This window comes from Streptomyces sp. NPDC058662, from assembly GCF_042716255.1.
Classification (GTDB): domain Bacteria; phylum Actinomycetota; class Actinomycetes; order Streptomycetales; family Streptomycetaceae; genus Streptomyces.
Window position 1 is genome coordinate 54468 of sequence record NZ_JBHXRU010000009.1, and the last position, 25144, is coordinate 79611.

21 protein-coding genes, 1 tRNA gene and 1 riboswitch are annotated in these 25144 nt (G+C 74.2%); of the genes, 7 read left to right on the plus strand and 15 right to left on the minus strand.

Annotated features, from left to right (window positions below):
* Positions 1 to 56: 56 nt before the first annotated feature.
* The 5 genes from ACFWUQ_RS06095 to ACFWUQ_RS06115 all read right to left on the minus strand — a co-directional run bounded on the left by ACFWUQ_RS06095 (position 57) and on the right by ACFWUQ_RS06115 (position 4312).
* Positions 57 to 536 (minus strand): carboxymuconolactone decarboxylase family protein, encoded by a 480-nt coding sequence (locus tag ACFWUQ_RS06095; RefSeq protein ID WP_384533472.1) that lies wholly within the window; start codon positions 534 to 536, stop codon positions 57 to 59.
* Positions 533 to 1615 (minus strand): dihydrodipicolinate reductase, encoded by a 1083-nt coding sequence (locus ACFWUQ_RS06100; RefSeq protein ID WP_384533474.1) that lies wholly within the window; start codon positions 1613 to 1615, stop codon positions 533 to 535. Before ACFWUQ_RS06100 ends, ACFWUQ_RS06095 begins: the two co-directional genes overlap by 4 nt.
* Before the next feature lie 100 nt (positions 1616 to 1715).
* Positions 1716 to 1991: a DUF6126 family protein gene (locus tag ACFWUQ_RS06105; RefSeq protein ID WP_384533477.1), complete on the minus strand. Its 276-nt coding sequence runs from the start codon at positions 1989 to 1991 to the stop codon at positions 1716 to 1718.
* Between the two features lie 16 nt (positions 1992 to 2007).
* A complete protein-coding gene (locus tag ACFWUQ_RS06110; protein WP_384533480.1) occupies positions 2008 to 2694 on the minus strand; it encodes a helix-turn-helix domain-containing protein in 687 nt (228 codons plus the stop codon).
* Positions 2695 to 2752: 58 nt separating this feature from the next.
* Positions 2753 to 4312, minus strand: coding sequence for an ATP-dependent DNA ligase (locus tag ACFWUQ_RS06115; protein ID WP_384533482.1), 1560 nt, complete (start codon positions 4310 to 4312; stop codon positions 2753 to 2755).
* 188 nt (positions 4313 to 4500) lie between these two features.
* On the opposite strand from ACFWUQ_RS06115, the gene ACFWUQ_RS06120 reads away from it, so the two are divergent.
* Together ACFWUQ_RS06120 and ACFWUQ_RS06125 are read left to right on the plus strand one after the other, a co-directional pair.
* The gene (locus ACFWUQ_RS06120) at positions 4501 to 7287 is read left to right on the plus strand and encodes an alpha/beta fold hydrolase (RefSeq protein ID WP_384533484.1); all 2787 of its coding nucleotides are present in this window, start codon (positions 4501 to 4503) and stop codon (positions 7285 to 7287) included.
* Positions 7284 to 8150, plus strand: a complete 867-nt coding sequence (locus tag ACFWUQ_RS06125) for an ABC transporter permease (RefSeq protein WP_384533487.1) — start codon at positions 7284 to 7286, stop codon at positions 8148 to 8150. The genes ACFWUQ_RS06120 and ACFWUQ_RS06125 overlap by 4 nt, the downstream gene beginning before the upstream one ends.
* Positions 8151 to 8208: 58 nt before the next feature.
* Here the strand turns inward: ACFWUQ_RS06125 and ACFWUQ_RS06130 are convergent, their stop codons facing one another.
* On the minus strand, positions 8209 to 8829 hold the full coding sequence (locus tag ACFWUQ_RS06130; protein ID WP_384533490.1) for a TetR/AcrR family transcriptional regulator: 621 nt from the start codon (positions 8827 to 8829) through the stop codon (positions 8209 to 8211).
* A 95-nt stretch (positions 8830 to 8924) separates the two neighbouring features.
* On the opposite strand from ACFWUQ_RS06130, the gene ACFWUQ_RS06135 reads away from it, so the two are divergent.
* A complete protein-coding gene (locus ACFWUQ_RS06135) occupies positions 8925 to 9974 on the plus strand; it encodes an aldo/keto reductase (protein WP_384533493.1) in 1050 nt (349 codons plus the stop codon).
* Between the two features lie 68 nt (positions 9975 to 10042).
* Here the strand turns inward: ACFWUQ_RS06135 and galK are convergent, their stop codons facing one another.
* The 3 genes from galK to ACFWUQ_RS06150 are packed head-to-tail and all read right to left on the minus strand — an operon-like array spanning position 10043 to position 14044.
* Complete coding sequence (gene galK, locus ACFWUQ_RS06140; protein ID WP_384533495.1) at positions 10043 to 11200, minus strand: galactokinase; 1158 nt, start codon at positions 11198 to 11200, stop codon at positions 10043 to 10045.
* Positions 11197 to 12234 (minus strand): galactose-1-phosphate uridylyltransferase, encoded by a 1038-nt coding sequence (gene galT / locus ACFWUQ_RS06145; protein WP_384533498.1) that lies wholly within the window; start codon positions 12232 to 12234, stop codon positions 11197 to 11199. Before galT ends, galK begins: the two co-directional genes overlap by 4 nt.
* A gap of 13 nt (positions 12235 to 12247) precedes the next feature.
* Entirely contained in the window at positions 12248 to 14044 is a 1797-nt protein-coding gene (locus ACFWUQ_RS06150; protein ID WP_384533501.1) for a beta-galactosidase family protein, read from the minus strand.
* Between the two features lie 289 nt (positions 14045 to 14333).
* Between ACFWUQ_RS06150 and ACFWUQ_RS06155 the strand changes: the two genes are divergently transcribed.
* A complete protein-coding gene (locus ACFWUQ_RS06155; protein ID WP_384533504.1) occupies positions 14334 to 15506 on the plus strand; it encodes a substrate-binding domain-containing protein in 1173 nt (390 codons plus the stop codon).
* A gap of 422 nt (positions 15507 to 15928) precedes the next feature.
* Here ACFWUQ_RS06155 and ACFWUQ_RS06160 read toward each other — a convergent pair whose 3' ends face one another.
* Both ACFWUQ_RS06160 and ACFWUQ_RS06165 read right to left on the minus strand, forming a co-directional pair.
* Positions 15929 to 16774: a sugar phosphate isomerase/epimerase family protein gene (locus ACFWUQ_RS06160; protein ID WP_384533507.1), complete on the minus strand. Its 846-nt coding sequence runs from the start codon at positions 16772 to 16774 to the stop codon at positions 15929 to 15931.
* On the minus strand, positions 16771 to 17847 hold the full coding sequence (locus ACFWUQ_RS06165) for a LacI family DNA-binding transcriptional regulator (protein ID WP_384533510.1): 1077 nt from the start codon (positions 17845 to 17847) through the stop codon (positions 16771 to 16773). Before ACFWUQ_RS06165 ends, ACFWUQ_RS06160 begins: the two co-directional genes overlap by 4 nt.
* Before the next feature lie 221 nt (positions 17848 to 18068).
* Between ACFWUQ_RS06165 and ACFWUQ_RS06170 the strand changes: the two genes are divergently transcribed.
* Genes ACFWUQ_RS06170 through ACFWUQ_RS06180 form a run of 3 tightly spaced genes read left to right on the plus strand, consistent with a single transcriptional unit; the run spans position 18069 to position 21183 of the window.
* Positions 18069 to 19193 (plus strand): Gfo/Idh/MocA family protein, encoded by a 1125-nt coding sequence (locus ACFWUQ_RS06170; protein ID WP_384533583.1) that lies wholly within the window; start codon positions 18069 to 18071, stop codon positions 19191 to 19193.
* Complete coding sequence (locus tag ACFWUQ_RS06175; protein ID WP_384533513.1) at positions 19190 to 20347, plus strand: dihydrodipicolinate synthase family protein; 1158 nt, start codon at positions 19190 to 19192, stop codon at positions 20345 to 20347. Before ACFWUQ_RS06170 ends, ACFWUQ_RS06175 begins: the two co-directional genes overlap by 4 nt.
* Positions 20344 to 21183 (plus strand): sugar phosphate isomerase/epimerase family protein, encoded by an 840-nt coding sequence (locus ACFWUQ_RS06180; RefSeq protein WP_384533515.1) that lies wholly within the window; start codon positions 20344 to 20346, stop codon positions 21181 to 21183. The genes ACFWUQ_RS06175 and ACFWUQ_RS06180 overlap by 4 nt, the downstream gene beginning before the upstream one ends.
* Positions 21184 to 21676: 493 nt before the next feature.
* On the opposite strand, the gene ACFWUQ_RS06185 is transcribed toward ACFWUQ_RS06180, so the two are convergent.
* The 4 genes from ACFWUQ_RS06185 to ACFWUQ_RS06200 form a co-directional block, all read right to left on the minus strand.
* Positions 21677 to 22474: an ABC transporter ATP-binding protein gene (locus ACFWUQ_RS06185; protein WP_384533518.1), complete on the minus strand. Its 798-nt coding sequence runs from the start codon at positions 22472 to 22474 to the stop codon at positions 21677 to 21679.
* 119 nt (positions 22475 to 22593) lie between these two features.
* Entirely contained in the window at positions 22594 to 23709 is a 1116-nt protein-coding gene (locus tag ACFWUQ_RS06190) for a FecCD family ABC transporter permease (protein ID WP_384533521.1), read from the minus strand.
* Entirely contained in the window at positions 23706 to 24695 is a 990-nt protein-coding gene (locus tag ACFWUQ_RS06195; RefSeq protein WP_384533524.1) for an ABC transporter substrate-binding protein, read from the minus strand. The genes ACFWUQ_RS06190 and ACFWUQ_RS06195 overlap by 4 nt, the downstream gene beginning before the upstream one ends.
* Positions 24696 to 24739: 44 nt before the next feature.
* Positions 24740 to 24879, minus strand: a riboswitch (cobalamin riboswitch).
* 91 nt (positions 24880 to 24970) lie between these two features.
* Positions 24971 to 25047 (minus strand) — tRNA-Trp (locus ACFWUQ_RS06200).
* Positions 25048 to 25144: the final 97 nt, after the last annotated feature.

Genomic DNA, 25144 nt, shown 5'->3' on the forward strand with positions numbered 1-25144 from the left:
CTCCCGGGGGCGGAACCGGGGCCGGCCGACCTCCGTCGACCGGCCCCCGACCCGTGTCAGCGCCCAGGCAGGACGCAGACACTGTCCAGGCCGAGCACGTGGTTGAGGCGGCCGAAGGCCAGCCAGGACCCGATGCTCATCGTCAGCTCGACGATCTCCAGTTGGCTGTAGTGCGCGTTCATCCGGTCCCAGAACGCGTCGTCCAGACCGTGGTGGTCGAGGGTGTAGCGCTCGGCGTACTCCGCCGCCAGCCGGGTCCGGTCGTCGAACGCCTCGGTCGTGCGCCATGCGGTGACCGCCTCGGAGAACGCCTCCTCGACCTTCTCCCCCTCCCGCTCCGTACGCCAGTCGAGGCAGAAGACGCACCCGTTGATCTGCGCGACGCGCAGCCGGGCCGCCTCGAACTCGCGCAGGCCCAGGGTGGTGTGGGCGTACACCGACAGGGAGAAGTTCGCGGCCGCCATGCCGATGCCGGGAACCATGTCGCCCCATACGTACTCGATGGGGTGCTGGCCTTCAGGGATGTCGATCCTCATGCCTGTTTCCTTCCGAGTCTGCCGACGGCGGGGCGCAGGGGGATGTCGAGGGCGTCGTAGAGTCCGGGTTCCGCCTCGGTGAGCCAGTCGATGGCACCCACGAGGCGGCCCACGGCGGTGGCGTTGCCGCCGGCGGAGCGGTTCTCGCCCTCGTCGGTGGCCTCGATGGTGACCTCGATGCGCGGGCGGCCCTCGATCACCACCCGGTGGGCGCCGTCACCGCCGTCGGGCGGGGACGGCCAGTCCGGTGCGCAGGAGGCGTGGATGCGGGTGACGTGCTCGATGACGATGCGGGGCTCGCCCTCGACGATGCCCTGCACCTCGAAGCGGACGGCGCCCTGGGTCCCGGCCTCGAACTCCCCCATCGTGCGCGTGCTCACGGTGGCGTCGAGGGCCCTTCGCTCCAGGGTCTCGCGTATCTCGTCGAGTTCGACCCCCAGCGCCCGGGCCATCATCCGTATCTGTCCGCCCCAGACCATGGTCGGGACGGAGGGCAGCAGCATCATCGGCTCGTAGTCCATGGGCTGCCCCATGCCGACGAGGTAGCGGACGGAGTCGGGCTGGTCGTAGGTGGAGTAGTCGAAGATCTCCTGGCAGCGGATGGCGTCGAGGGTGGTGCCCAGCCCGCTGAGCAGCAGCGGGAGCACGTCATTGCCCCACCCCGGGTCCACGCCCGAGGCGAAGAACGAACCGCCGCCCTCCGCGACGGCCGCCGCCACCGGGTCGCGGAACTCGGGCGGGGCGTTGCGGTGGTCGTAGAGCGGGTACAGCGCGGGGCTGACGACGACCGCGCCGGAGCGCAGCGCCCGGGTGATGTCGGCGAGCGCGTCGTCGGGCCGGACGTCCCCGGAGGCCGCGTAGACCACCGCGCGGGGAAGGGTGCCGAGTACGGCTTCGACGTCGTCGGTGGCCGCCACCCCCAACAGGCGGTCGAGTCCGCCGAGTTCGCCGGCGTCGCGGCCGACCTTGGCGGGATCGTGGACGATGACCGCGGCGAGCCGCAGTGCTGGATGGGCCGCGACGGCACGGATGGCCAAACGGCCGACGTTGCCGGTACCCCAGACAACCGTGGAAATCATGCGCGGAGGGTAGCGACAGGACCTGCAGGTTTCCAGAGAGGCGGGCCCCGGATGTCGAGGGGCGGGGAGGCGGGCACAGGGCCGGGGCCGGGCCCCGCCGTCACTGGTTCTCGGCGCCCAGGACGAAGAGGAGATAGACGAAGAAGGCGAAGAGGTGGCCGACGAACAGATAGGCGATCAGCCGGATCACCAGACCGCGCGGGAACTTCGACTCGATGCGGGCGCGGATGGTCGCCCCCTGCGCCTCGGCGGCCTCGTCCGCCGCGGCGGTCCCGACGGCCGCGGCGGTCCCGCCAGCCACCCTGGTCCCGACGGCCGCGGCCGTCGCGGACGGTGCTGCGGGTGCGTGCTGCGCCTGATGTTCGGTCTGGGACATGGGTACGTCTCCTCGGCTAGCGGTGGTGCGTGGTGGCGCCGCCGAGGCAGAGCCCGGCGAGACTGCTCTGCAGCAGCGTGTGGACGAAGAGCAGGTCGGCCCCGCCGGCGTCGGCGGACCCGATCCGGTGCGGGGTCAGCGAGTCGAAGTGGGCGCTGTCCCCCGGTTCCAGCAGGTGCTCGGCCTCACCCAGGTGCAGCCGCAGCCGCCCCTTGAGCACGTGGAGCCACTCCTCGCCGGGGTGGACGCGGACCAGTTCGCCCTGGCTGCGGCCGTGGGGGACGTGCACGCGCAGGGCCTGCATGCCGCGCCCGGAGCCTCCCGCCCGCCAGTACGTCCACCCGTCGGCCTCCAGAGCGCCGGGCCCGCCGGCCCGTACGATCGGGTCGGCGGCGGCCGGGGTCTCGCCGAGCAGCTCGGAGACCGTCGTACCGTAGGTACGGGCGAGCCCGAGCAGGAGCGGCAGCGAGGGCTGGCGTCGGCCGGTCTCCAGGCGGGACAGGTGGGCGGGCGACAGCCGGGCCCGGGCGGCGGCGGCCTCCAGGGTGAGTCCGGCGCGGCGGCGCAGGTCACGCAGTTGCGGCGCGACGGCGGGGAGCTCGCCGGTACCGCTGCCGTCGGCGGTGGCGGTGTCGTTGCCGCCGTTGTCATCGCCGTTCGCGAACGGGTCGGGAGCGGGACCTGGAGCGGGACCGGGGTTCATGCTCCGATTGAGCCAGATTCTTACCTGCCTGGCAATCGAGCTTGCCTCTGAGGCAAAATCAGTCGGCCGTATCCTCGCTCGGCCCGCCCCGCTCGGCCTGGCCCAGGACGGTCTCCACCGTATCCGCCTCGGCCGCGCTCTTGTCCGGGCGGTGCCTCAGCACGCGGGCGAAGCGCAGAGCGACCCCGGCCGGGTAGCGCGTGGAGCGCTGCAACCCGTCGTAGGCGATCTCCACGACCAGTTCGGGGCGCACCCGTACGGTGAACCCGTCGTCGGAGGTGGCCAGCGCCCGCAGCGCCTCAGTCTGCCAGCGCAGCATCTCGTCGGTGAGCCCCTTGAAGGTCTTGCCGAGCATGGCGTGGCCCCCGTCGGCGGCCCGCGCGCCCAGGTGCAGGTTCGACAGCAGGCCGGTCCGGCGCCCGTGGCCCCACTCGGCGGCGAGCACCACCAGGTCCAGGGTGTGGACCGGCTTCACCTTGAGCCAGTGCTTGCCGCGCCGCCCCGCCGCGTAGAGCGAGTCGAGGGATTTGACCATGACCCCCTCGTGGCCCCGGCGCAGGGTCTCGGCCCAGAACTCCTCGGCCTCGGCCGCCTGCGCGCCGGCGTCCTCGACGACCAGCCGGCGGACCCGGGCGCTCTGCGGCACGAGGGCGGCGAGCGCCGCGTACCTCTCCTGGACGGGCCGGTCGAGCAGGACCTCCTCCCCCACCGCGAGGACGTCGAAGAAGTAGGGGGCCACGGGCAGCACCCGCCGGGCGGCCTCGACGTCGGTACGGGAGCCGACGCGGCTCGCGACCTCCTGGAAGGGGACGGGGCGTCCGTCCGGCGTCGTACCGACGACCTCGCCGTCCAGGATGAAGCGCTCGCCCGGGAAGGAGCGGACCAGCTCGGCCACCTCCGGCAGGCGGCCGGTGATCTCGTCCAGGGAGCGGGTGTACACCCTCACGTCGTCCCCCTCGCGGTGGACCTGCACCCGGATCCCGTCGAGTTTCTCCTCCACGACGCAGGACCCGAGCGCGGTCAGGGCCTCGCCCACGGACTTCGCGCTGTTGGCCAGCATGGGGTGCACGGGCCGCCCCACGCGGAGCGTGAAGGCGCCGAGCGCCTCCGCCCCGGAAGCCAGGACCGCCGTCGCCACGCGGGGCAGCGAACCGTCGAGCATCACGGCCCGGCGCAGGTCCGCGGCCGGCACGGCGGCGGCGGCCGCCACGCCGTCCAGGGCGATCGCGTCGAGCGCTCCCTGGCGCACCTCGCCGGACAGCAGACTGCGCAGGAAGACCTGCTCGGGGCCGGTGGCCGCGCCCAGCAGAGCCCCGACGATCCGGCTCCGCTCGGCCTGCGCTCCGGCGCCCGCCACCGAGGCGAGCTCGGTCACCGCCGCGTCGACGGCGCGGACGGTCAGCGTGGGTCCGGGAGCCGGTTCGCTCTCCTGGGCGAGGGTGCGCCAGCCGATGCCCGGGCGGCCCTGGGGCAGGCGCCCGGCGAGATAGGAGATCACCAGCCCGGCCTCCTCGGGCGGCGCCGCCGCGAACAGCTCCGCGAGCAGGGCCGTCTTCCTCGACCGGGCGGAGGTGTCGGCGACCTCCCGGGACACGCGCGCGACCTCTGCCAGCAGCATGCGCCCATCCTCCCGCCCGACGTCGCGTCCCGCATTCCGCGCTCTCCGCGCCGTTACCCCGATCCGGCGGCCGCATCCCGTGTACCGCAGGCGCGGTATGCCCCGCGGCGCGGGTAGTCCTCACGGAGGTGGGCACATCCCCCCGCGGGCGCTCGGGCACGGAGCACGGGGCGTCTAGGGTTTCCCCTATGAAGCTCCGACTGCCCCGGCGCCGCCGAGACCGCCTGCTCGCGGGCGCCGCCGCGCTCGCCGTCGTCGCGGGAGGCGGTACGTGGACGGCCGCCGCCGTCGCCGCCGACGCACCGGCCGTACACCGCCGGGACCAGGTGGTGACCATGCCCGGCCCCGACGGCGCCGGTACCGGCATCGACACCTCGTACTACACCGCGGACCGCGGGAGCGGCGACGCGTCGAAGCGGCCGGCCGTGCTCCTGGGCCACGGCTTCGGCGGCAGCAAGGACGACGTCCGCGCCCAGGCCGAACAGCTGGCCCGTGACGGCTACGCGGTCCTGACCTGGTCGGCGCGCGGCTTCGGCCGTTCCGGGGGCCGGATCGGTCTGAACGACCCCGCGTACGAGGTCAAGGACGTGTCCCGGCTCATCGACTGGCTGGCGGCCCGGCCGGAGGTACGGCTGGACGCGGACGGCGACCCCCGCGTCGGGGTGTCCGGCGCCTCCTACGGCGGGGCGGTCTCCCTGCTCGCCGCCGGACACGACCGGCGCGTCGACGCGATCGCGCCGCAGATCACCTACTGGAACCTCGCCGACTCCCTCTTCCCCGACGGGGTCTTCAAGAAGCTGTGGGCGGGCGTCTTCTTCACGACCGGTTCGTCCGGCGGTATGCAGTCCGGGGGTATGCAGCCCAACGGCATGCAGTCCGGCGGTACGCAGCCCTCCGCCCCGGCCGGACCGGAGGCGGCCGCTCCCGGCGCCGCCGTCCCGGACGCCGCGGCGCCCGGCTGCGGCCGCTTCCAGCCCGAGCTGTGCGCCATGTACGAGCGCGTCGCGGTGGCCGGCAAGCCCGACGCCGAGGCGCGCGCCCTGCTGGAGCAGCGCAGCCCCTCGGCGGTCGCCGCCTCGATCAAGGTGCCGACCCTCGTGGTCCAGGGCCAGGACGACTCCCTCTTCCCGCTCGGACAGGCGGACGCGATGGCCCGGGCCATCACCGCGAACGGCGCCCCCGTGGCCGTCGACTGGGCGGCGGGCGGGCACGACGGCGGGATGCGGGAGAGCGCCCGGGTCCAGGGCCGGGTGACGTCCTGGTTCGACCGCTACCTCAAGAACGACGAGAGCGCGGACACCGGGCCGGCCTTCCGCGTCTCGCGGTCCGGCGGCATCGACTCCACCGACGGGGCGGTGCAGCTGCGCGGAGCCCGCGGCGAGCACTACCCGGGGCTCACGTCGGACCCGCGCGCGTTCGCCCTGACCGGCCGCGAGCAGACCTTCGCCAATCCGGCGGGCGGCGCTCCGCCCGCCCTGTCGTCCCTGCCCGGGATCGGCGGTCAGCTCGCCGCGTTCGGAGCGGGGTTCTCCCTGGACTTCCCCGGGCAGCACGCCCGCTTCGAGTCGGCTCCGCTGGCCGAGGACGTACGGATCACCGGGACGCCGACCGTCACCCTCGATGTGAGGTCGACGGCGGCGGACGGCTCGGCCGTACTGTTCGGGAAGGTCTACGACGTGGGCCCCGACGGCCGCCAGCAAGTGCTGCCGAGCCAGCTGGTCGCCCCTGTGCGGGTGGAGAACGCGGCCCAGGGCGCGCGCGTGCGGCTCACCCTCCCGGCGATCGACCACTCCGTCGAGGCCGGGCACCGGCTGCGGCTGGTGGTCGCCGCGACCGACCTCGGCTACGCGACCCCGGCCGCCCCCGCCACCTACACCGTGTCGGCGCAGGGCCCCCTCGCCGTCCCCGTCGCGGCGGGGGTGCGGACGGCCACGGCCGGCCTGCCCGCCTGGACCTGGGGGCTGCCGCTGGGCGCGGCGGCGCTGGCCGCCGCCCTGCTCGGGCTCCGCCGCCCGCGCTCGCGCGGCGCCGGGGCGCCGGCGCCGGAGGCGGACCTGGCCGACGTACCGCTGGAGATCACGGGACTGACGAAGCGGTATGCGAAGGCGCAGGACCGGTACGCGGTGCGGGACCTGTCGTTCCGTGTGGAGAAGGGCCAGGTCCTGGGCCTGCTCGGGCCCAACGGCGCCGGGAAGACCACCACGCTGCGCATGCTGATGGGGCTGATCTCGCCGGACGCCGGGGAGATCCGGGTGTTCGGGCACGCGGTGCGCGCCGGGTCGCCCGTCCTCTCGCGGGTCGGGGCCTTCGTCGAGGGGGCGGGCTTCCTGCCGCACCTGACGGGGCGCGCCAACCTGGAGCTGTACTGGCAGGCCACCGGCCGCCCCGCCGAGGACTCGCACATGGCGGAGGCGCTGGCGATCGCGGGTCTCGGGGACGCGCTGGAGCGCGCGGTGCGCACGTACTCGCAGGGCATGCGCCAGCGGCTCGCGATCGCGCAGGCCATGCTGGGGATGCCGGACCTGCTGATCCTCGACGAGCCGACGAACGGTCTGGACCCGCCGCAAATCCGCGAGATGCGGGACGTGATGATCCGCTACGCGGCGGGAGGGCGGACGGTCATCGTCTCCAGCCACCTGCTGTCGGAGGTGGAGCAGTCCTGCACGCACCTGGTCGTCATGGACCGGGGCCGGCTGGTGCAGGCGGGCGAGGTCGCCGAGATCACGGGCGGGGGCGACACCCTGCTGGTGACCCTGGCCGGGCCGGTGGACGAGGTGAGCGTCGAGAAGGTGGCGGCGCTGGAAGGAGTGGGTTCCGTGGTGGCCGCCGACGACGGGCTGCTCGTACGCCTCGAAGGCGCGACGGCCTCGTGCCTGATCGCCGAACTCGTACGGCTGGAGGTGCCGGTGACCGGAGTGGGGCCGCACCGCCGGCTGGAGGACGCGTTCCTCACCCTGATCGGAGGTTCGGCATGAGTGCCGTGCAGGAGGTGGCCCCGGGCTACCGGGCGAGCCGTACGCTGCCGCTGCGTGTGGAAGCGCTGCGCCAGTGGCGCCGGCGGCGGACGCTGGTGATGGGCGGGGTGCTGGCCGCGCTGCCGTTCGTCATGATCATCGCGTTCGCGGTGGGCGGCGGTCCGGACGGCGGTCCGGACGGCGGGAGCGGCCGGATCACGCTGATCGACACGGCCACGGCCTCCGCCGCGAACTTCGCCGCCACCTGCCTCTTCGTGTCGGCCGGGTTCCTGCTGGTGGTGCCCGTGGCGTTGTTCTGCGGGGACACGGTCGCATCGGAGGCCAGCTGGTCCTCGCTGCGCTACCTGTTGGCCTCGCCCGTCCCCCGGGCCCGCCTGCTGTGGAGCAAGCTCGTGGTGGCGCTGGGGTTCAGCCTGGCCGCGATGGTGCTGCTGCCGGTGGTGGCACTGGCGGCGGGCACGGCCGCGTACGGGTGGGGTCCGCTGAAACTCCCGGCGGGCGGAGCCCTCGCCGCCGGGGACACGCCGGCGAGGCTGGCCCTCGCGGTCGCCTTCATCTTCGTGTCGCAGCTGGTCACGGCGGGTCTGGCGTTCTGGCTGTCCACGCGGACGGACGCGCCGTTGGGCGCGGTGGGCGGGGCCGTCGGCCTGACGATCGTCGGCAACGTGCTGGACGCGGTGACGGCCCTCGGGTCGTGGCGGGAGTTCCTGCCGGCGCACTGGCAGTTCGCGTGGGCGGACGCCTTGCAGCCGCACCTGGAGTGGGGCGGGATGGTCAAGGGCGCCGCGGTCTCGGTGTCCTACGCCGTGGTGCTCTTCGCCCTCGCCTTCCGGGGCTTCTCCCGCAAGGACATCGTGTCCTGACGGGGGGAGCGGCCCGCTCTCCCCGTCGCGTCCTGAGAGGAAGGAGCCCGCTCCCCCGTCAGGCGAAGACGCCCGCGCGCGCGGCGGCCGCGGCGGCCTTCGCCGCCCGCTCGGCCGCCGCGTCGTCCAGGGCCTCCGGTGTGGTCAGGAGCCGGTAGTAGAGGGGCGCGGACACCGCGCGGATCACCTCGTCCGCGTCCGTGCCCGCCGGGATCTCCCCCCGGTCCGCGGCCTGCCGGACGCAGGGCGCCCACTCGGCGACGCGGACCTCGTAGAAGCGGTGCAGGGCCTCGGCGGCCGCGGGGTCGGTCGTGGCCGCGGCCAGCACCGCTTTGAACAGGGCCCCCTGGCGCGGGTCCGCGAGCGTACGGCACACGAGGTCCGCGTTGGCGCGCAGGTCCGCGTCGAACGACCCCGTCTCGGTGCGCGGCAGCGACTGCTCGGCCATGTCCGCGAGCAGGTCGGCGACCAGGGCCGCTGCCGTTCCCCAGCGCCGGTAGACCGTCGTCCGGCCCACGTCGGCGCGCCGGGCCACATCCGCGAGGTCCAGCCGGTCGAAGCCGTGCTCGGCCAGGAGGTCCCCCGCCGCCAGCAGGACCGCCGCGCGCACGCGTGCTGTGCGGCCTCCGGGCCTGACGCTTCCGGGCCCGACCTCGACGGGTACCTCGGCGGATTCCATAACGGGACTCCAGTTCCATTAACGCGCGGCGGCTGTTACGTTGGGAACAGCTTAAGGGGGCAGCAGTCCCGTTAATACTCTCTGGAGGGGTCGTCATGGAGTACAGGCAGCTCGGTGCGTCCGGTCTCAAGGTTCCCGCGCTGAGTTTCGGCGCCGGCACGTTCGGCGGCCAGGGCCCGCTCTTCGGCGCGTGGGGCGACACGGACGCCCGTCAGGCACGCCGACTGGTCGACATCTGCCTGGACGCGGGCATCACCCTCTTCGACACCGCGGACGTGTACTCGGCGGGGGCCTCGGAGAGCGTGCTGGGGCAGGCGGTCAAGGGCCGACGCGACCGGGTACTGCTCTCCACCAAGGCCGGGCTGCCCATGGGGGACGGCCCCGACGAGGCCGGCACCTCCCGCTCCCGACTGATCCGGGCCACGGAGGACGCCCTGCGCCGGCTCGGCACCGACCACATCGACCTGTTCCAGCTCCACGCCTTCGATGCCGCCACCCCGGTCGAGGAGGTGCTGTCCGCCCTCGACCAGTTGGTGCGCTCCGGCAAGATCCGGTACGTGGGCGCGTCCAACTTCGCCGGCTGGCAGCTGATGAAGTCCCTCGCGGCCGCCGACCGCCATGGGTACCCCCGCTACGTGGCCCACCAGGTGTACTACTCGCTCGTGGGACGCGATTACGAGTGGGAGCTGCTGCCGCTCGGCCACGACCAGGGTGTCGGCGCGCTGGTCTGGAGCCCCCTGGGGTGGGGGCGGCTGACGGGCAAGGTGCGCCGCGGCCGGCCGCTGCCGCCCGGGAGCCGGCTGCACCGGACCGCCGACTACGGGCCGCCGATGGAGGACGGGCACCTGTACGACGTGGTCGACGCGCTCGACGAGATCGCCGGGGAGACGGGGCGGACGGTCCCGCAGGTCGCCCTCAACTGGCTGCTGCGGCGCCCCACGGTGTCCTCCGTCATCATCGGCGCGCGCGACGAGGAGCAGCTGCGCCAGAACATCGGCGCCGTCGGCTGGGCGCTGACGCCCGAGCAGGTGGCCCGCCTCGACGCGGCGAGCCACCGTCCCGCGCCGTACCCGTACTTCCCGTACGAGCGCCAGGAGGGCTTCGCGCGCCTCAACCCGTCCCTGACGGCCGCACCCCGGCCCTGACGGCCGCACCCCCGGCTTGACCGCGGCGGCCGGCCCCGACCGCGGCGCTCGTGCCGCGACCGTCCGGTTCAGTGCAGGCGGGCGGCTCCGGCCGACGGCGCCGCCGCCGTGACCCGGGGCGGCGCGTACCCCTCCCGTACGAACGCTTCGGTCACCGCCCGCGTCACCGCCGGTTCGGCGTCCGCGTCGATCAGGGACAGCGCGGAGCCGCCGAAGCCGCCGCCGGTCATCCGGGAGCCGTGGGCCCCCGCCGCGCCGGCGGCCGACACGGCCAGGTCCAGTTCGGGGCAGGAGACCTCGTAGTCGTCGCGCAGCGAGAGGTGTCCCTCCGTCAGCAGCGGGCCCGCCTCCCGCAGCCGACCGGCGCGCAGCAGTTCCCCGGTCCGCCGGACGCGTTCGTTCTCCGTGACGACGTGCCGCACCCGTTTGCGGCCGACGGGGTCGTCGAGGCGCGCCAGCGCGCGTTCCAGGTCCCCGTACGGAACGTCGCGCAGGGAGGGCACGCCGAGCGCTGCTGCCGCCCGGTGGCAGGCGGCCCGGCGTTCGGCGTAGGCCCCGTCGGCCAGGGAGTGCTTGACGCGGGTGTCGATGACGAGCAGGCGCAGGCCCGCCGAGGCGCAGTCGAAGGGGATGTGCCGCTGTGCGAGGGTGCGGGTGTCCAGGTGGAGGGCGTGGCCCTCGACCGCGCACGCCGAGACCATCTGGTCCATGACCCCGCACGGCACGCCGACGTACGCGTTCTCGGCGCGGCGGGCGAGGGCGGCCAGTTCGGTACGGGTGAGCCCGAGTGCGTACAGGTCGTCGAGGGCCAGTGCGGTGGCGACCTCCAGGGCGGCGGAGGAGGACAGGCCGGCGCCGGCCGGCACGTCGGACCGGATGTACAGGTCGGCGCCCCCGATCGGGACGTCGGCCTCCAGCAGGGCCCACGCGACACCCGCGGGGTAGGCGGCCCAGCTGTCGGGGCCCTGGGGCGGATGGACGGGGTCGAGCTCGGCGAGGTCGCGGCTCACCGTGCCGGAAGCGGTTCCGACGGAGTGGACCCTGAGGATCCGGTCGGTGCGCCGGGCGGCGGCCACCTCGGTGCGCTGCGGGAGCGCGAAGGGCAGGACGAAGCCGTCGTTGTAGTCGGTGTGCTCGCCGATCAGGTTGACCCGGCCCGGCGCCGCCCAGACGCCTTCCGGCGGATGTCCGTACAGCACTCGGAAGCCCTGCGCCGTACGGTTCACCGGCTCGCCACCGCGCGCAGCCGGGCGGCCGCGTCCTCGGGCCGGACGTCGTTCATGTAGGCCTCCATGCCGGATTCGGTGCCGGCGAGGTACTTCAGCTTGTCGGCGGTGCGGCGGACCGTGAACAGTTCGAGGTGGAGCGCGAAGTCCGCGCGGCCCTCGCCGAGCGGGGCCTGGTGCCAGGCGGAGATGTACGGGGTCGGATCCGGCCGGTCGAAGAGCCGGTCGAAGCGCCGCAGCAGCTCCAGGTACAGGCGGGGGAACTCCTCGCGCGCGCCGTCGCCCAGTGCGGGCAGGTCGGGGACGCGCCGGTTCGGGTAGAGGTGGACCTCGTACGGCCAGCGCGCCGCGTAGGGCACGAAGGCGGTCCAGTGCGCGCCTTCGAGGACGACCCGGCCGCCGTCGGCACGCTCGCCTTCCAGGACCTCGTCGAAGAGGTTGCTGCCGGTCCTCTCGCGGTGGGCGGCGACGGTGGCGAGCATCCGCGTGGTGCGCGGGGTGATGAAGGGGAAGGCGTAGATCTGGCCGTGCGGGTGCCCGAGGGTGACGCCGATGTCGGCGCCCCGGTTCTCGAAGCAGTAGACCTGGCGCACTCCGTCGCGGCGGGAGAGTTCGGCGGTGCGGTCGGTCCAGGCGGCCAGGACCAGCGCGGCGCGTTCCTCGTCGAGGTCGGCGAAGGAGGCCCCGTGGTCGGGCGTGAAGCAGATGACCTCGCAGCGGCCGGTGTCGCCCGCCAGGGACGGGAAGCGGTTCTCGAACACCGCGACCTCGTACGCGGGGGCCGGGACCTCGCTCGCCCGCCCGTCGGTGGACGGGCACAGCGGGCAGGCGTCGGCGGGCGGGTGGTAGGTGCGGGCCTGGCGGTGCGAGGCGATCACGACCGCGTCGCCCAGCAGCGGGTCGCGGCGCACCTCGGAGGCGGTGGCGGAGGCGTCGAGGGGGCGGGTGTCGGGGAAGGCGCGGGCCGCGCCGTCACCGGAGTCGTAGTAGAGGATCTCGCGGCCGTCCGCGAGACGGCTGCTCGTGCGTTTCACCTGCGTGCTTCTCTCACTGGAGGGTGACGACCGCGGGGCGGCCGAGGTCGGGCCGGTCGCACAGCGGCAGTTCGGTGCCGGGGCGGTCCAGTTCCAGGACGATGATCTCGTTCCCCGCGGTCCGCCACAGGGGCCCGGGCGCGTAGAGGGTCCGCTGCGGGCCGCGCGGTGTGTCGTAGTGGCCGAGCAGGAAGCCGTTCAGCCAGATCAGGCCGGTACCCCAGCCGGACATGTCGAGGAAGGCGTCCGCCGGGCCGTCCGGGAGCTGGTGGGTGAAGCGGTGGAAGGCCGGGCGGCCCGGCGGGAGGGCGCCGGCGCCCGGCGCGGACCAGTCCAGGCCGGTGAGGTCGGCGAGCGGCAGCGGGCGGATCTCCCACTCGAAGAGCTGCTGGTGGCCGTGGCGGACGCCGCGCCAGATGCCCTTGCGGTCGTCGAGCAGCGGCCCGTAGTTGACGCGTCCCTGGGCCCTGACGAGAAGGTCGAGGACCACGCCGGACGCGCCGACCGGCAGGTCGAGCCCCTCGTCCGGGGCGTTGCGGTCGAGGACGCCGAGCGGGACACCGTCGGCGAAGGCGTACGCGCGGTCGCCCAGGCCGTCGATCCTGACCGGCATGGCGGGGCGGGGGCCGGTGATGGTGGTGCGGTAGTGGATCAGGCCGTGGCTCTGGCCGAGCCGCTCCATGGACTCGGGGGCGGGGCGGTGCACGGCCGGGCCGCCGAGGAGGTCGAGGGCGGTGAGCAGCTCGGCGGTTCCGGCGGGTTCGGCGAGGGCGGGGGCGATCCGGGGCAGCGGCGCGGGGGCCGGCTCGTCGGGCAGCGCCACGTACTTGCTCATGACCTCGCGGAAGGCGTGGAACTTGGGGGTGAGCTCGCCTGCCTCGCCGATGGGCGCGTCGTAGTCGTAGCTGGTGACGGTGGGCTGGTAGCCCGGTTCTCCCGGGCGCGAGCCGGTGTGGTTGGCGCCTGCCCAGAAACCGAAGTTGGTGCCTCCGTGGGCCATGTACAGGTTGACGGAGGCGCCGGTGGCGAGGAGTTCGTCGAGGGAGGCGGCCGCGTCGTCGACGGCGCGTATGTGGTGGTCCTCGCCCCAGTGGTCGAACCAGCCGATCCAGAACTCCATGGCGGCGAGCGGGCCGGTCCGCTGGTAGCCGCGCAGCGCGGCCAGGCGTTCCGCGGGCCGGGCGCCGAAGGTGGCGGTGGCGAGCCGGCCGGGGACCATGCCGCCCTGGAGCATGGCGTCCTCGGGGCCGTCCGCGGTGAACAGCAGGCAGTCCACGCCGCGTTCGACGAGGCCGCGCTCCACGTGCGCCCGGTAGCGGGTGTCGTTGCCGTACGAGCCGTACTCGTTCTCGATCTGCACGGCGACCACGGGCCCGCCGCGGCTCGCGAGCAGCGGCAGCAGTTCCGGGACGACGAGGTCGAACCAGCCGTCCACCTCCGCCTGGAAGCGCGGGTCGGAGCAGCGCAGGTGGAGGCCGTCGACGGCGAGGAGGCGGGCGGGCAGGCCGCCGAAGTCCCATTCGGCGCAGATGTACGGACCGGGGCGGACGATGGCGTCGAGCCCGAGTTCCTCGGCGGTGCGCAGGAAGCGGGCGAGGTCGCGCCAGCCGGTGAAGTCGGCCTTGCCGGGGGCTGTCTCGTGGAAGTTCCAGGGGACGTAGGTGTCTACGGTGTTCACGCCCAGGGCGCGCAGCCGCCGGAGGCGGTCCTCCCACAGCTCCGGGTGGACCCGGAAGTAGTGCAGCGCTCCCGAGACGATGCGGTGGGGGCGGCCTGAGCGTCGGAATCCGTCCTGGTCGTGCGTGAGCATGCGCTGACTCCCCACGAGAGGTCGAGCTGCCTGGGGTACGGGACGCGCCGAATATATGAACGCGCCGCCCGCCCCGTCAATGAGGAGTTGATCGCTATCAATCGAATCGATCGGTTCGGGTCCCTATGATGGCGGTGACGACATGGGTGGTGAAGGCGGCGCCGGGCGGCGGTACGGTCCATGGGCGCGGCCGGGCGGTCCGCACCGACTGGCACCGACCGGTCACCGACCGGCACCGCCGAGCGCGGACCGGAGCGCGGACGCAGAACGCAGAACGCAGGGGGACATCGTGAGACCACACGTAGACCAGCGCCAGGCGCGGGTACTCGCCCTGGTCCGGGCCCGGGGCACGGTGCGCGTGGCGGAGCTGGCCCAGGAGCTGGGCATCTCTGCGGTGACCATGCGCCGGGACGTCGAGGCGATGGCCGCGCGGGGCGAGATCCACCGGATGCACGGGGTGATCAGCAGGGCGGAGCCGGGGTCCGGCGCGGGTACGGGTGCGGGTACGGGTACGGGTGCGGGTGCCGCCGGTGCGGGGACGGCGGCGGGGGCCTGGTCGCCCGGCAGGTCGGGCCGGACGGCGGGCGGGCCGGGCGGTGCGGCCGAGGGCCTGGTGATCGGGATGGTGGTCCCGACCACCGAGTACTACTACGCGGACGTCGTACGCGGGGCCCGCGAGGCGGTTGAGGCGAGGGGCGCGCGCCTGACCGTGGGTCTGACGCGCTACCTGACGGGTGAGGACCGGACGCAGGCGGACCGGCTGCTGTCCACCGGGGCGCACGGGCTGCTGCTCACGCCGAACTGGGAGGCCGGGTCGCCGTCCGGGCCCGGCGAGGGGTCCTGGACGGCGGATCTGCCGGTTCCGACGGTCCTGGTGGAGCGGTGGGCGCCGCCGGGGCATCCCGCCGCGGCACTGGACCGGGTCGCGTCCGACCACGCGCACGGTGCGGCCGCGGCCGTGCAGCACCTCGCCGCATCCGGGCACCGGCGCATCGCGCTCGCGAGCCGTACGACCCCGACCTCGGCGCGGCTGCGGACGGGTTACGAGGCCGCCGTCGCCGGGCTGGGGTTGGAGCCCGCGCCACCCTGGCCGCCGGCCGGGCCGGGCCCGCTCTCGGACGCCGACGCGTTCGCGCGGACCCTGGACTACCTGTACGAGGCGGTGACGAAGGGCGGGGTGACGGCCGCGCTCATCCACAGCGACACCGACGCGATCATGCTGATCCCGCGGCTGCAGGCACGGGGCGTACGGGTGCCCGAGGACCTGGCGGTCATCACCTACGACGACGAGGTGGCGGGCATGGCCGACGTACCGCTGTCAGCGGTGGCGCCGGCCAAGCACGAGGTGGGTGCGCGGGCCGCCGGACTCCTGCTGGACCGCCTGACGAATACCGGCGGAGCCGGGGAGGCGGGCCCGCGGCAGCACGTGAAGCTCCTGCCGCAACTGACAATCCGCACCTGACCCGGGGCCGCCCGCGAGCGTCTGAACTGAACCTTTCGATCGACTTGCGCGTCCGGGGCGATTGGCACGGCGCGACGGGGCGCGGTACCGGGGTCCGGGGCGTGACACGGCTGAGCCGGGAGCGCGCGGCACGGCACATCTGGGCCGGGGTCCGGGGCGCGGCACGGCTGGGCCGGGGGCGCGCGGCACGGCACAGCTGGGCCGGGAGCCCCGGCGCGGCAGAGCCCGGAGGGCGGCACGACTGGGCCTGAGGGGCGTCCGGCACGACGGAAGCGGGGGCGCCCGACACGGCTGAGTCCGGGGCACGTGGCTCGGTGGGGACGGGGTACCCGGCACGACGCAGGCGGAGGCGGCCGGCACGGCGGGGCCGGGGGCGTTCGCGGGTTGCCGGTGGCAGGGTCGGGGGCGGGCCGCTGGGTCTCCTACTCGGCCTCGTCGCGGGAGCCGCTGCGGCGGTGCGTCCGTTCGGCCTGACCGGTGGCGGTCGTGCTCGACGCCAGTTCCTCCAGGTACGCCCGGCCCCGCGCGAGCTGCCCAGGCAGGTCGGCGGCCCCGGGGTACCAGCGTTTCTCGTACTCCCAGCAGAGCCAGCCGTCCCGGGGTGCGGCGGTCACCGCTGCGGCGAGGGGCAGCACTCCGGCACCGAGTCCGAGCGGCGTGAGGTCCCGCGCCGACGCCACGTCCTTGACCTGGATGTAGCCCAGGTGCCCGGCCAGGGCGCGCCGCGACTCCGCCGGGGACTCGCCGCCGAGCCAGGTGTGCAGGACGTCCCACAGGGCGCCGGCGCCCGGATGCCCGACGCGGTCAAGCACCCGGGCGGCGGCGGTCGCGGTGCGGTGCGAGTCGTGGGTCTCCAGCAGGATCCGCACCCCGTGGCGCGCGGCGAACGGGGCCCCGGCCCGCAGGCGGCGTACGGCCAGGGCGTCCGCGTCCGCCTCGGGCAGGTTTCCGCCGCCGGGGAAGACCCGCACGTAGGGGGCGCGGAGGTCGTGGGCGAGCCGGACCAGCGCGCGCACCGCGGCGAGAACCGGTTCGTCCGGGCCCGCGGCGGCCACCTGGACGTAGCCGGCGACCCCGAGCACGGTGACGCCCGCGGTGGTGAGCGTGCGCAGGCCCGCCGCCCGGTCGGCGGAGGTGCTGTCGGGGTGCAGCGGTTCCTCGGGATGGGCCCGCAGTTCGATGGCGCCGAACCCGTGCTCGGCCGCGAGGGCCGCGCCGCGCGCGAGCGGTGTACCGGGCAGGCCGAGGGTGGAGAAGGCGTATTTCATGAGCGGTTCCCCCCGGCAGGGGGTGGTGCGGTGGAGCCGCGCACCATCAGCTCCGTGGGCAGCGTGGTGATGCCGCCCGGGGGCAGGGGGCGGCGGCCGGTGACCAGCTGGGCCGCGAGGTGGCCCGCCTCGCGCAGCGGCACCCGGACGGTGGTGAGTGCCGGCGCGGTGTCGACGCAGAAGGGCAGGTCGTCGAAGCCGGCGACGGAGACGTCCTCGGGAATCCGTATGCCGGCCTCCCGCAGCGCGGCGGCGGCGCCGACGGCCACGGTGTCGTTCGCGGCGGCGACGGCGGTGAAGGACTCCCCGCGGCGCAGCAGTTCGCGGGTCGCGTCGTAGCCGGCGGAACGCTCGAATCCGGCGTGCACGACGACGTCGGTGCCTGCGGCGGCCGGTCCGGGATGGTGCCGGAGCAGGGCGGCGCGGTGCCCGGCGAGACGCTCCCGGGTGGTGCTCAGTCCCGGTGGCCCGGCGATGTAGGCGATACGGCGGTGGCCGAGAGTCAGCAGGTGCTCGGCGAGCCGGAAGGCGCCGCCGTGGTCGTCGAACATGACGGCGGCGACGGGCAGTCCGGCGGGCACGGGCAGGGGCGGGCGGCCGCACAGGACGACGGGGGCTCCGGTGGCGGCTATCCGGGCGGCGCGTCCGGCGAGCGCGGCGGTGTGCCCGGGGTCCTCGACGGCTCCACCGGTGAGGACGATCCCGCCGGCCCGTTGGCCTTCGAGAAGGGTGAGGTAGGCGAGTTCGGTCTCGGGAGCACCCTGGGTGTTGCAGACGACGGCCAGTCTGCGCGGAGCCCCCTGGCCGGTAGGGGCAAGGGCGCTCTGCAGGGAGCCGGCGAGGATGCCGAAGAAGCTGTCCGCCACGTCGTGCACGAGGACGCCGACCAGGTCGGAGGTGGCCGCGGCCAGCGCGCGGGCCGGGCCGTTCGCGACGTACCCGAGCGCCTCGACAGCCCGCTCCACCCGGGTGCGGGTGCCGTCCGCGACCGGATAGCCGCCGTTCAGTACGCGCGAGACCGTCGCCGACGAGACTCCCGCCCGCGCCGCGACCTCGGCCAGGGTCACTGCCATGGTGCATCCCTCCCTCTCATGATCCCGGCACATCGTCGCGTCCGGTGGACTGGTCTCCATGATGCCTGATGAAGCAAGCGCTTTCTATCACTCGTTCGAGTCTTGCGGCCAATGGATTTGGGGTTCTAGCCTGGCACGAGTGAAAGCGCTTTCTACGGCGGCTTTCCATCGGTGACGAGACGAGGAGGGGAACCGTGGAGCGCAGGACGATCAAGATCGCGATGAACGGGGCGACCGGACGGATGGGGTACCGGCAGCACCTGGTGCGGTCCCTGCTCGCCCTGCGCGAGCAGGGCGGCCTGGACCTCGGTGACGGCACGGTGCTCTGGCCCGAGCCGGTCCTGGTGGGGCGCCGGGAGGCGGCGCTGCGGGCCATCGCCTACCGGCACGGGTTGGAACACGTCAGCACGGACCTGACCGCCGTGCTGGCCGACCCGGAGGTCGAGGTCTATTTCGACGCACAGGTCACCAGTGCCCGCGAGGCGGCGGTCCGGCAGGCGATAGCGGCGGGCAAGCACGTGTACTGCGAGAAACCGACAGCCCTGACCTTCGAGTCCTCGCTGGAACTGGCCCGGCTGGCGGAGGCGGCCGGGGTCAAGCACGGCGTGGTCCAGGACAAGCTCTTCCTGCCGGGGCTACTCAAGCTGCGGCGGCTCGTCGAGGGCGGCTTCTTCGGCGAGATCCTCTCCGTGCGCGGGGAGTTCGGGTACTGGGTCTTCGAGGGCGACTGGCAGGCCGCCCAGCGGCCGTCGTGGAACTACCGCGCGCGGGACGGCGGAGGCATCGTCGCCGACATGTTCCCGCACTGGGAGTACCTGCTGCACGAGCTGTTCGGCCGGGTCCGCACGGTGCAGGCCCTGGCGCGTACGCACATCGGGCGCCGGTGGGACGAGGCGGGCAAGCCCTACGACGCGACCGCCGATGACGCGGCGTACGGCATCTTCGAGCTGGAGGGCGGCGTGGTCGCGCAGATCAACTCGTCCTGGGCGGTTCGGGTCCACCGTGACGAGCTGGTGGAGTTCCAGGTGGACGGGACGCAGGGGTCCGCCGTCGCGGGGCTGCGCGGCTGCCGCGTCCAGCACCGCGGTACGACGCCGAAGCCCTTATGGAATCCGGACCTGCCGCTGACCGAGTCCTTCCGCGACCAGTGGCAGGAGGTTCCGGACAACGACCCGGCCGACAACGGCTTCAAAGCCCAGTGGGAGCTCTTCCTGCGGCATGTCGTGCTCGACGAACCCTGGCGGTGGGACCTGCTCGCCGGGGCCCGGGGAGTGCAACTCGCCGATCTCGGCCTGCGCTCCTCCGCCGAGGGCCGGCGGCTTCCGGTACCGGAGGTGCTGCTGTGAGCATCCGGCTACCCTCGGCGGACGGCACGTTCCGCACCCACCGGTCGAATCCCCTTCGGTCCAGTCCCCTTGCCTGCGGCCCGGTCCGCAGCCGTAGGTTCTACGCGGCGGCGCATGTGGTCGCCGATCCGCTGGCCGCGTCGGCCGAGAGCGGGGCAGCAGTCGACTGGGATTCCACGCTGGCCTTCCGGCACCGGCTGTGGGCTCTGGGTCTCGGGGTCGCCGAGGCCATGGACACCGCGCAGCGGGGCATGGGGCTGGACTGGCCCGCAGCGGCCGAGCTGATCAGGCGCTCTGCGGCCGAGGCCCGGGCGGTGGGCGGCCGTATCGTCTGCGGCGCGGGCACGGACCAGCTCCCGGCCGGGGGCGGCCACACGCGGACCGCGATCACCGCCGCGTACGAGGAGCAGCTCGCGCACGCGGAGGAGTGCGGGTCGGGGGCCGTACTGATGGCCTCGCGGGCTCTGGCCGCCACCGCGCGCGGCCCGGAGGACTACATGGAGGTGTACGGCGGTCTGCTCCGGCAGAGCGCGCGGCCGGTCGTACTGCACTGGTTGGGCCCGATGTTCGACCCTGAACTGGCCGGGTACTGGGGCCACGAGGACCTCGACCGCGCCACCGAGGTGTTTTTGAAGGTCGTCGCGGAGCATCCGGCGAAGGTGGACGGCGTCAAGGTCTCGCTGTTGGACGCCGAGCGGGAGAAAGACATCCGCCGGCGGCTGCCGTCCGGCGTCCGCTGCTACACCGGCGACGACTACCACTACCCGGAACTGATCGCCGGGGACGGGGAGCTGGCCAGCGACGCACTGCTGGGGGTCTTCGACCCCATCGCGCCGATCGCGGCCCGGGCGGGCCTGGCCCTCGACCGCGGTGATCCGGCCGGGTTCAGGGGGCTGCTGGATTCCACGGTCTCCCTGTCGCGGCACCTCTTCGCCCCGCCGACCCGCTACTACAAGACCGGTGTGGTCCTCTTGGCCTGGCTGGCGGGGTACCAGGAGCATTTCGCGATGGTGGGCGGCCTCCAGTCGGCCCGGCCCCTCCCCCATCTGGCCACCGCGTACGAACTGGCCGACGGGCTGGGGCTCTTCCCCGACCCCGAACTAGCCGAGCGGCGGATGCGGCAGCTGCTCGCGGTGTACGGGGTGGCCTCGTGAAGGCGGCGCCGGCTCCGGCGCGGCTGAGCCTCAATCAGGAGACGGTCCGCCAGTGGTCGCTGCCCGAGCTGGTCGCCGGGTGCGTGGCGGCCGGCGTCGGCGCGGTCGGGTTGTGGCGGGACCCCGTCCGGGCGTTCGGCGCGCGGGAGACAGCGAAGCTCGTCGCCGGGGCCGGGCTGCGGGTCAGCTCGCTGTGCCGCGGCGGCTTCTTCACCGCGGCGGACCCGGGCGGCCGGGCGGCCGCGCTCGACGACAACCGCCGCGCGGTGGAGGAGGCGGCGGAGCTGGGGGCCGACACACTGGTGCTGGTGTCGGGCGGGTTGCCCGCGGGTGACCGGGACCTGCCGGGTGCGCGCGGGCGGATCGCCGGGATCCTGGGGGAGCTGGCGCCCTGGGCCGGCTCGCACGGGGTGCGGTTGGGGATCGAGCCGCTGCATCCGATGTTCGCCTCGGACCGCTGCGTCGTGTCCACGCTCGGCCAGGCCCTCGACCTCGCCGAGCAGTTCCCAGCGGAGCAGGTGGGGGTGGTGGCCGACTCCTACCACCTGTGGTGGGACGAGCGGCTGCCCGCCGAACTGCGGCGGGCCGGTGCGGGAGGGCGCATCGCCTGCGTCCAGGTGGCCGACTGGATCACCCCGCTTCCGCAGGGCGTTCTGCTCGGGCGCGGGCAGCTCGGCGACGGCTCCGTCGACCTGCGCGGCTTCCGGGCATTGGCCGACGCCGCGGGCTACCGGGGGCACATCGAGGTGGAGATCTTCAACCCGCACCTGTGGGCGAGGGACGGCACGGAGGTCCTGAGGGAGGTGGTCGACCGCTACCGCGAACACGTCGCCTGACCCGGACACGTCTCCCGGCCAGGCCCCGACGCCAAGCTGCTGAACCCGGCGCGGTGCCACACGGCCGGCAGCCGCGCCGCCGGCGGGCGAAGCCGCGTCACGGGCGGGCGAAGCCGCGCCACCCGCAGGCGGAACCGCGTCACAGGCGGGCGAAGCCGCGCCACCCGCAGGCGAAGCCGCATCACGGGGGCGAAGCCGCGCCATCAGCAGGCGAAGCTGCGTCACAGGCAGGCGAAGCCGCGCCATCAGCAGGCGGAACCGCGCGACCTGCAGGCGAAGCCGCGTCGCGGGCAGGCGGGGGCGTGCCAGGAGGGCGGGCCCGCCGCCCCGTTGGGCGCGGTGCCCCCGATTGGGCGCGGTGCACCCGGTTGGCGCGGTGTCGGGGAGGTTCGCCGGAGGCGTCGGCGGGCGGGGGTGGCACGGGGCCGTGCGGTTGTCGGGGCGGCGGAGCCGCCGCGGGGGGCCCGGTTGCTCCGCCTCCGCCAGGGGCGCGTCAGGGCCGTGCTGTGTGCTGCGGGGGTACGGCGAGGTAGACGATGTTCGGCACACCCGTCGCTGGGTGGACCTCGATACGGGTGTCAACGCCGTAGACCTCGGTCAGCAGCTCTTCCGTGAGCACCTCGGCCGGTCGGCCCGACGCCGCCACCTGTCCGTCCGCGAGGACGTACAGCCGGTCGCAGAAGGCCGCCGCCAGGTTGAGGTCGTGCAGGACGAGGAGGCCGGTGGCGGGCAGGGCGCGGACCAGGCGCAGGATCTCCAGCTGGTAGCGGATGTCCAGGTGGTTGGTGGGCTCGTCGAGGGCGAGCAGGCCGGGGTCCTGGACCAGGGCCCGTGCCACGAGGGCGCGTTGGCGTTCGCCGCCGGACAGGCCGTCGAAGCGGCGCTCCGCGAAGGCCCCGGCGCCGACCGTCTCCAGGGCCTCGTCCACCCGCCGCACGTCGCCCGCGCCGTCCTGCTCCCAGAACCGCTTGTGCGGGCTGCGCCCCATGGCCACGACCTCGCGGACGGTCAGCCCGAAGACGCCGCTCGCGTCCTGCGGGACGACCGCCACCCGCCGCGCGCGCTCCTTGACCCCGAGCGCGCCCGCGTCACCGCCGTCGAGCAGCACCCGGCCGGCGGTGGGCCGCAGGGCGCCGTAGACGCAGCGCAGGAGTGTGGTCTTGCCGCTGCCGTTGGGGCCCACCACGCCGACCGTCTCACCGGGCCGGGCCATGAGGTCGACGCCCCGGAGCAACGCGTGCCCGTCGACCTCGTACCGCAGGCCCTCGACGGCGAGTTCCGCCGGGAGCACCCCGCCAGCCGCGCGTTCGCCGCGATCACTGCGCCCCGTACGCCCCGCGTGCCCCGCGTGCCCCGCACTCCCCGTGTGTCCTCCACGCCCCGCACGCCCCGCGTTCGGCCCGTGCCCCGTCATCCGGTGATCCCCTCGGTGCGCGTGGAGCGACGCAGCATCCACAAGAAGAACGGCCCCCCGACGAGCGCGGTCACCACGCCGACGGGGATCTCCTCGGGTGCCGCGGCAGTACGGGCGAGCAGGTCGGCCAGCGTCAGGAACACCGCCCCGCCCAGTGCGGACACCGGCAGCAGTGCGCGGTGTCCGGCTCCGACGACCATCCGGGCGGCATGCGGAACCATCAGGCCCACGAAGCCGATGGCCCCGCTGTACGCGACGAGCACGCCGATGACGAGGGAGGTGAGGACGAAGACGGCCGCCCGGAAGCGCGCGGTGTCCAGCCCCAGCGTCTGCGCACCTTCCTCCCCGGCGAGGAGCAGGTCGAGCGGCCGGGCGAGGGCGACCAGCAGACCGGTGCCGAGGAGCAGCGCGGCGGCGGGCAGCGCCAGTTCGTCCCAGCGTGCTCCGCCGAGGCCCCCGAGGGTCCAGAAGAGCACGGTCCGCAGCTGGTCCGGTTGGGCGGCGAGGACGAGCACCAGGCTGGTCAGCGCGGACAGGACGTACTGCACCGCGACCCCGGCGAGGATCAGCCGGCCGGTGGTCAGGGATCCGCCGCGGCGGGCCAGCGCGTAGACGGCGACGAGCGCGGCCAGGGAGCCGGCGAAGGCGGCGAGCGGTACGCCCAGCTGTCCGACGACGGCGAGGGCGCCCGTTCCCGCCCCGAGGACGATCACGAGGACGGCTCCCGCCGAGGCCCCGGAGGAGGCGCCGAGCAGGAAGGGGTCCGCCAGCGGGTTGCGCACCAGCGCCTGCAGCACGGCGCCCGCGACGGCGAGCCCCGCGCCGACGACGGCGCCCAGGATGACGCGCGGCATCCGTACGTCCCACACGATGGAGGCGAACGCTCCGGTGGGCCGTCGGCCCGACAGGCCGCCGAGGACGATGTCGACGACCTGTCCGGGCGCGATCCGTACGGGCCCCAGCGCCAGGCCCGCGACCGCGGACCCGACGAGCGCGGCGGTGAGCAGGAGGAGCACCGGGACCGGTGTGAGCCCGCCGCCGCCCGCCGGGGCGCCGGGCGCGGCGGGCGCGGCGGTGGATTCGCGGGCGGCGACGGACGGACCGGGCCTCACGCGGCGTCGGGGTGCAGCTGACCGCCCAGTGACTCGACGGCGTCGGCGACCCGGACTCCGAGCACGGCAGAGGAGAGCGGCAGGACGACGAACCGCTTGTTCTTGACGGCGGGAACCTCCGCCAGGGCCGGGTCGTTCATCAGGCGCTGCTTCTTGGCCTCGACGGTGGTGCCGCCGTAGTCGTAGATGAGGACGACCTCGGGCTTGCGCTCGATGACCTTTTCCCAGGCCACGTCGCCGAAGGTGTCGTCGAGGTCGGCGAACACGTTGGCGCCTCCCGCGAGGGAGATGATCTCGGTGCCGATGCCCTTGCCGCCCGAGGTGAAGGCGGATCCCTCGCCGGAGTCGTAGACGAAGACCGCCGGGCGGGCCCGGTCCTTGACCCGGGCGGTGACGGCGTCGATGCGGCGCTGCTCCTCCTCGATGAGCCGCGCGCCCCGCTCGGGCACGCCGAAGGTCCGGGCGACCTCGGTGATCTCGGTCTTGAGCTCGTCGAGGCCGACGGGGCCCGGGGTGCAGTACTCGATGTTGAGGCGGGTGTTGATCCCCGTCCTGCCGAGCCCTTCGCGGTCGCGGCCCTGCGCCTTGTCGAAGGCGCTGGAGTAGCCGCCGTACACGAAGTCCGGGTCGGCGCCCAGCAGCACCTCCTTGGAGGGGTACTCCTCGGCCAGCACCTTGATCTTGTCGTAGGCCGGCCGGTAGGCGGGCAGCACGGCGTCGTCGAGGTAGGCGGAGCCGGTGATCCGGTCCTCCAGTCCGAGGGCCAGCAGCACCTCGGTGGCGTGCTGATTCATGGTCACGGCGCGTTGCGGCGGAGCCTGATAAGTGGTGCTCACACCGCAGTTGACAACCGTGTACGGGAATCCGGGCGCGGCGGCCGCGTCGGCGGCCGGCTTCCCCGGCCCCGGCGAGGTGCCGCAGGCGGCCAGGGGCAGCAGGAGCGCGAAGGGTACAAGTGCGCGCAGAGCGGCGCGGGAACGCGACATGGCGAAGCCTCTCCGGGGGATCCGCGTCCCCTGGTCGACGTGAAGAGCGTGAAGAGGCGGTGCGTCAGTGTCTGACTCCCGGTCTCCCGCACGGGGAGAGCCGGTCACAGTGGCGGGACCGCACCGGATTCGCACCGGTTTCCTGTCCTGCACCGCCAGGGCAATGCGCCCCAGCTTGCCATACGTTCGGGGCCTGCGGCCCGGCCGGCCCCGGGAACGGCGAAGGCCCCCGTCGGCGGGACTTCCCGCGGACGTGGGCCTTCGGCTGTCCTGTGTGGCAGGGGCGGCAGGATTCGAACCTGCGGCCTTCGGTTTTGGAGACCGGCGCTCTGACCAGCTGAGCTACACCCCTTCGGCGAGACCAACCATGACACGGCGCGGCCCGAAGATCCACTCAATTCGCCGATCAACCGGGTGGAAAACGCCGATCCGGTGCGGACGCGGATTCT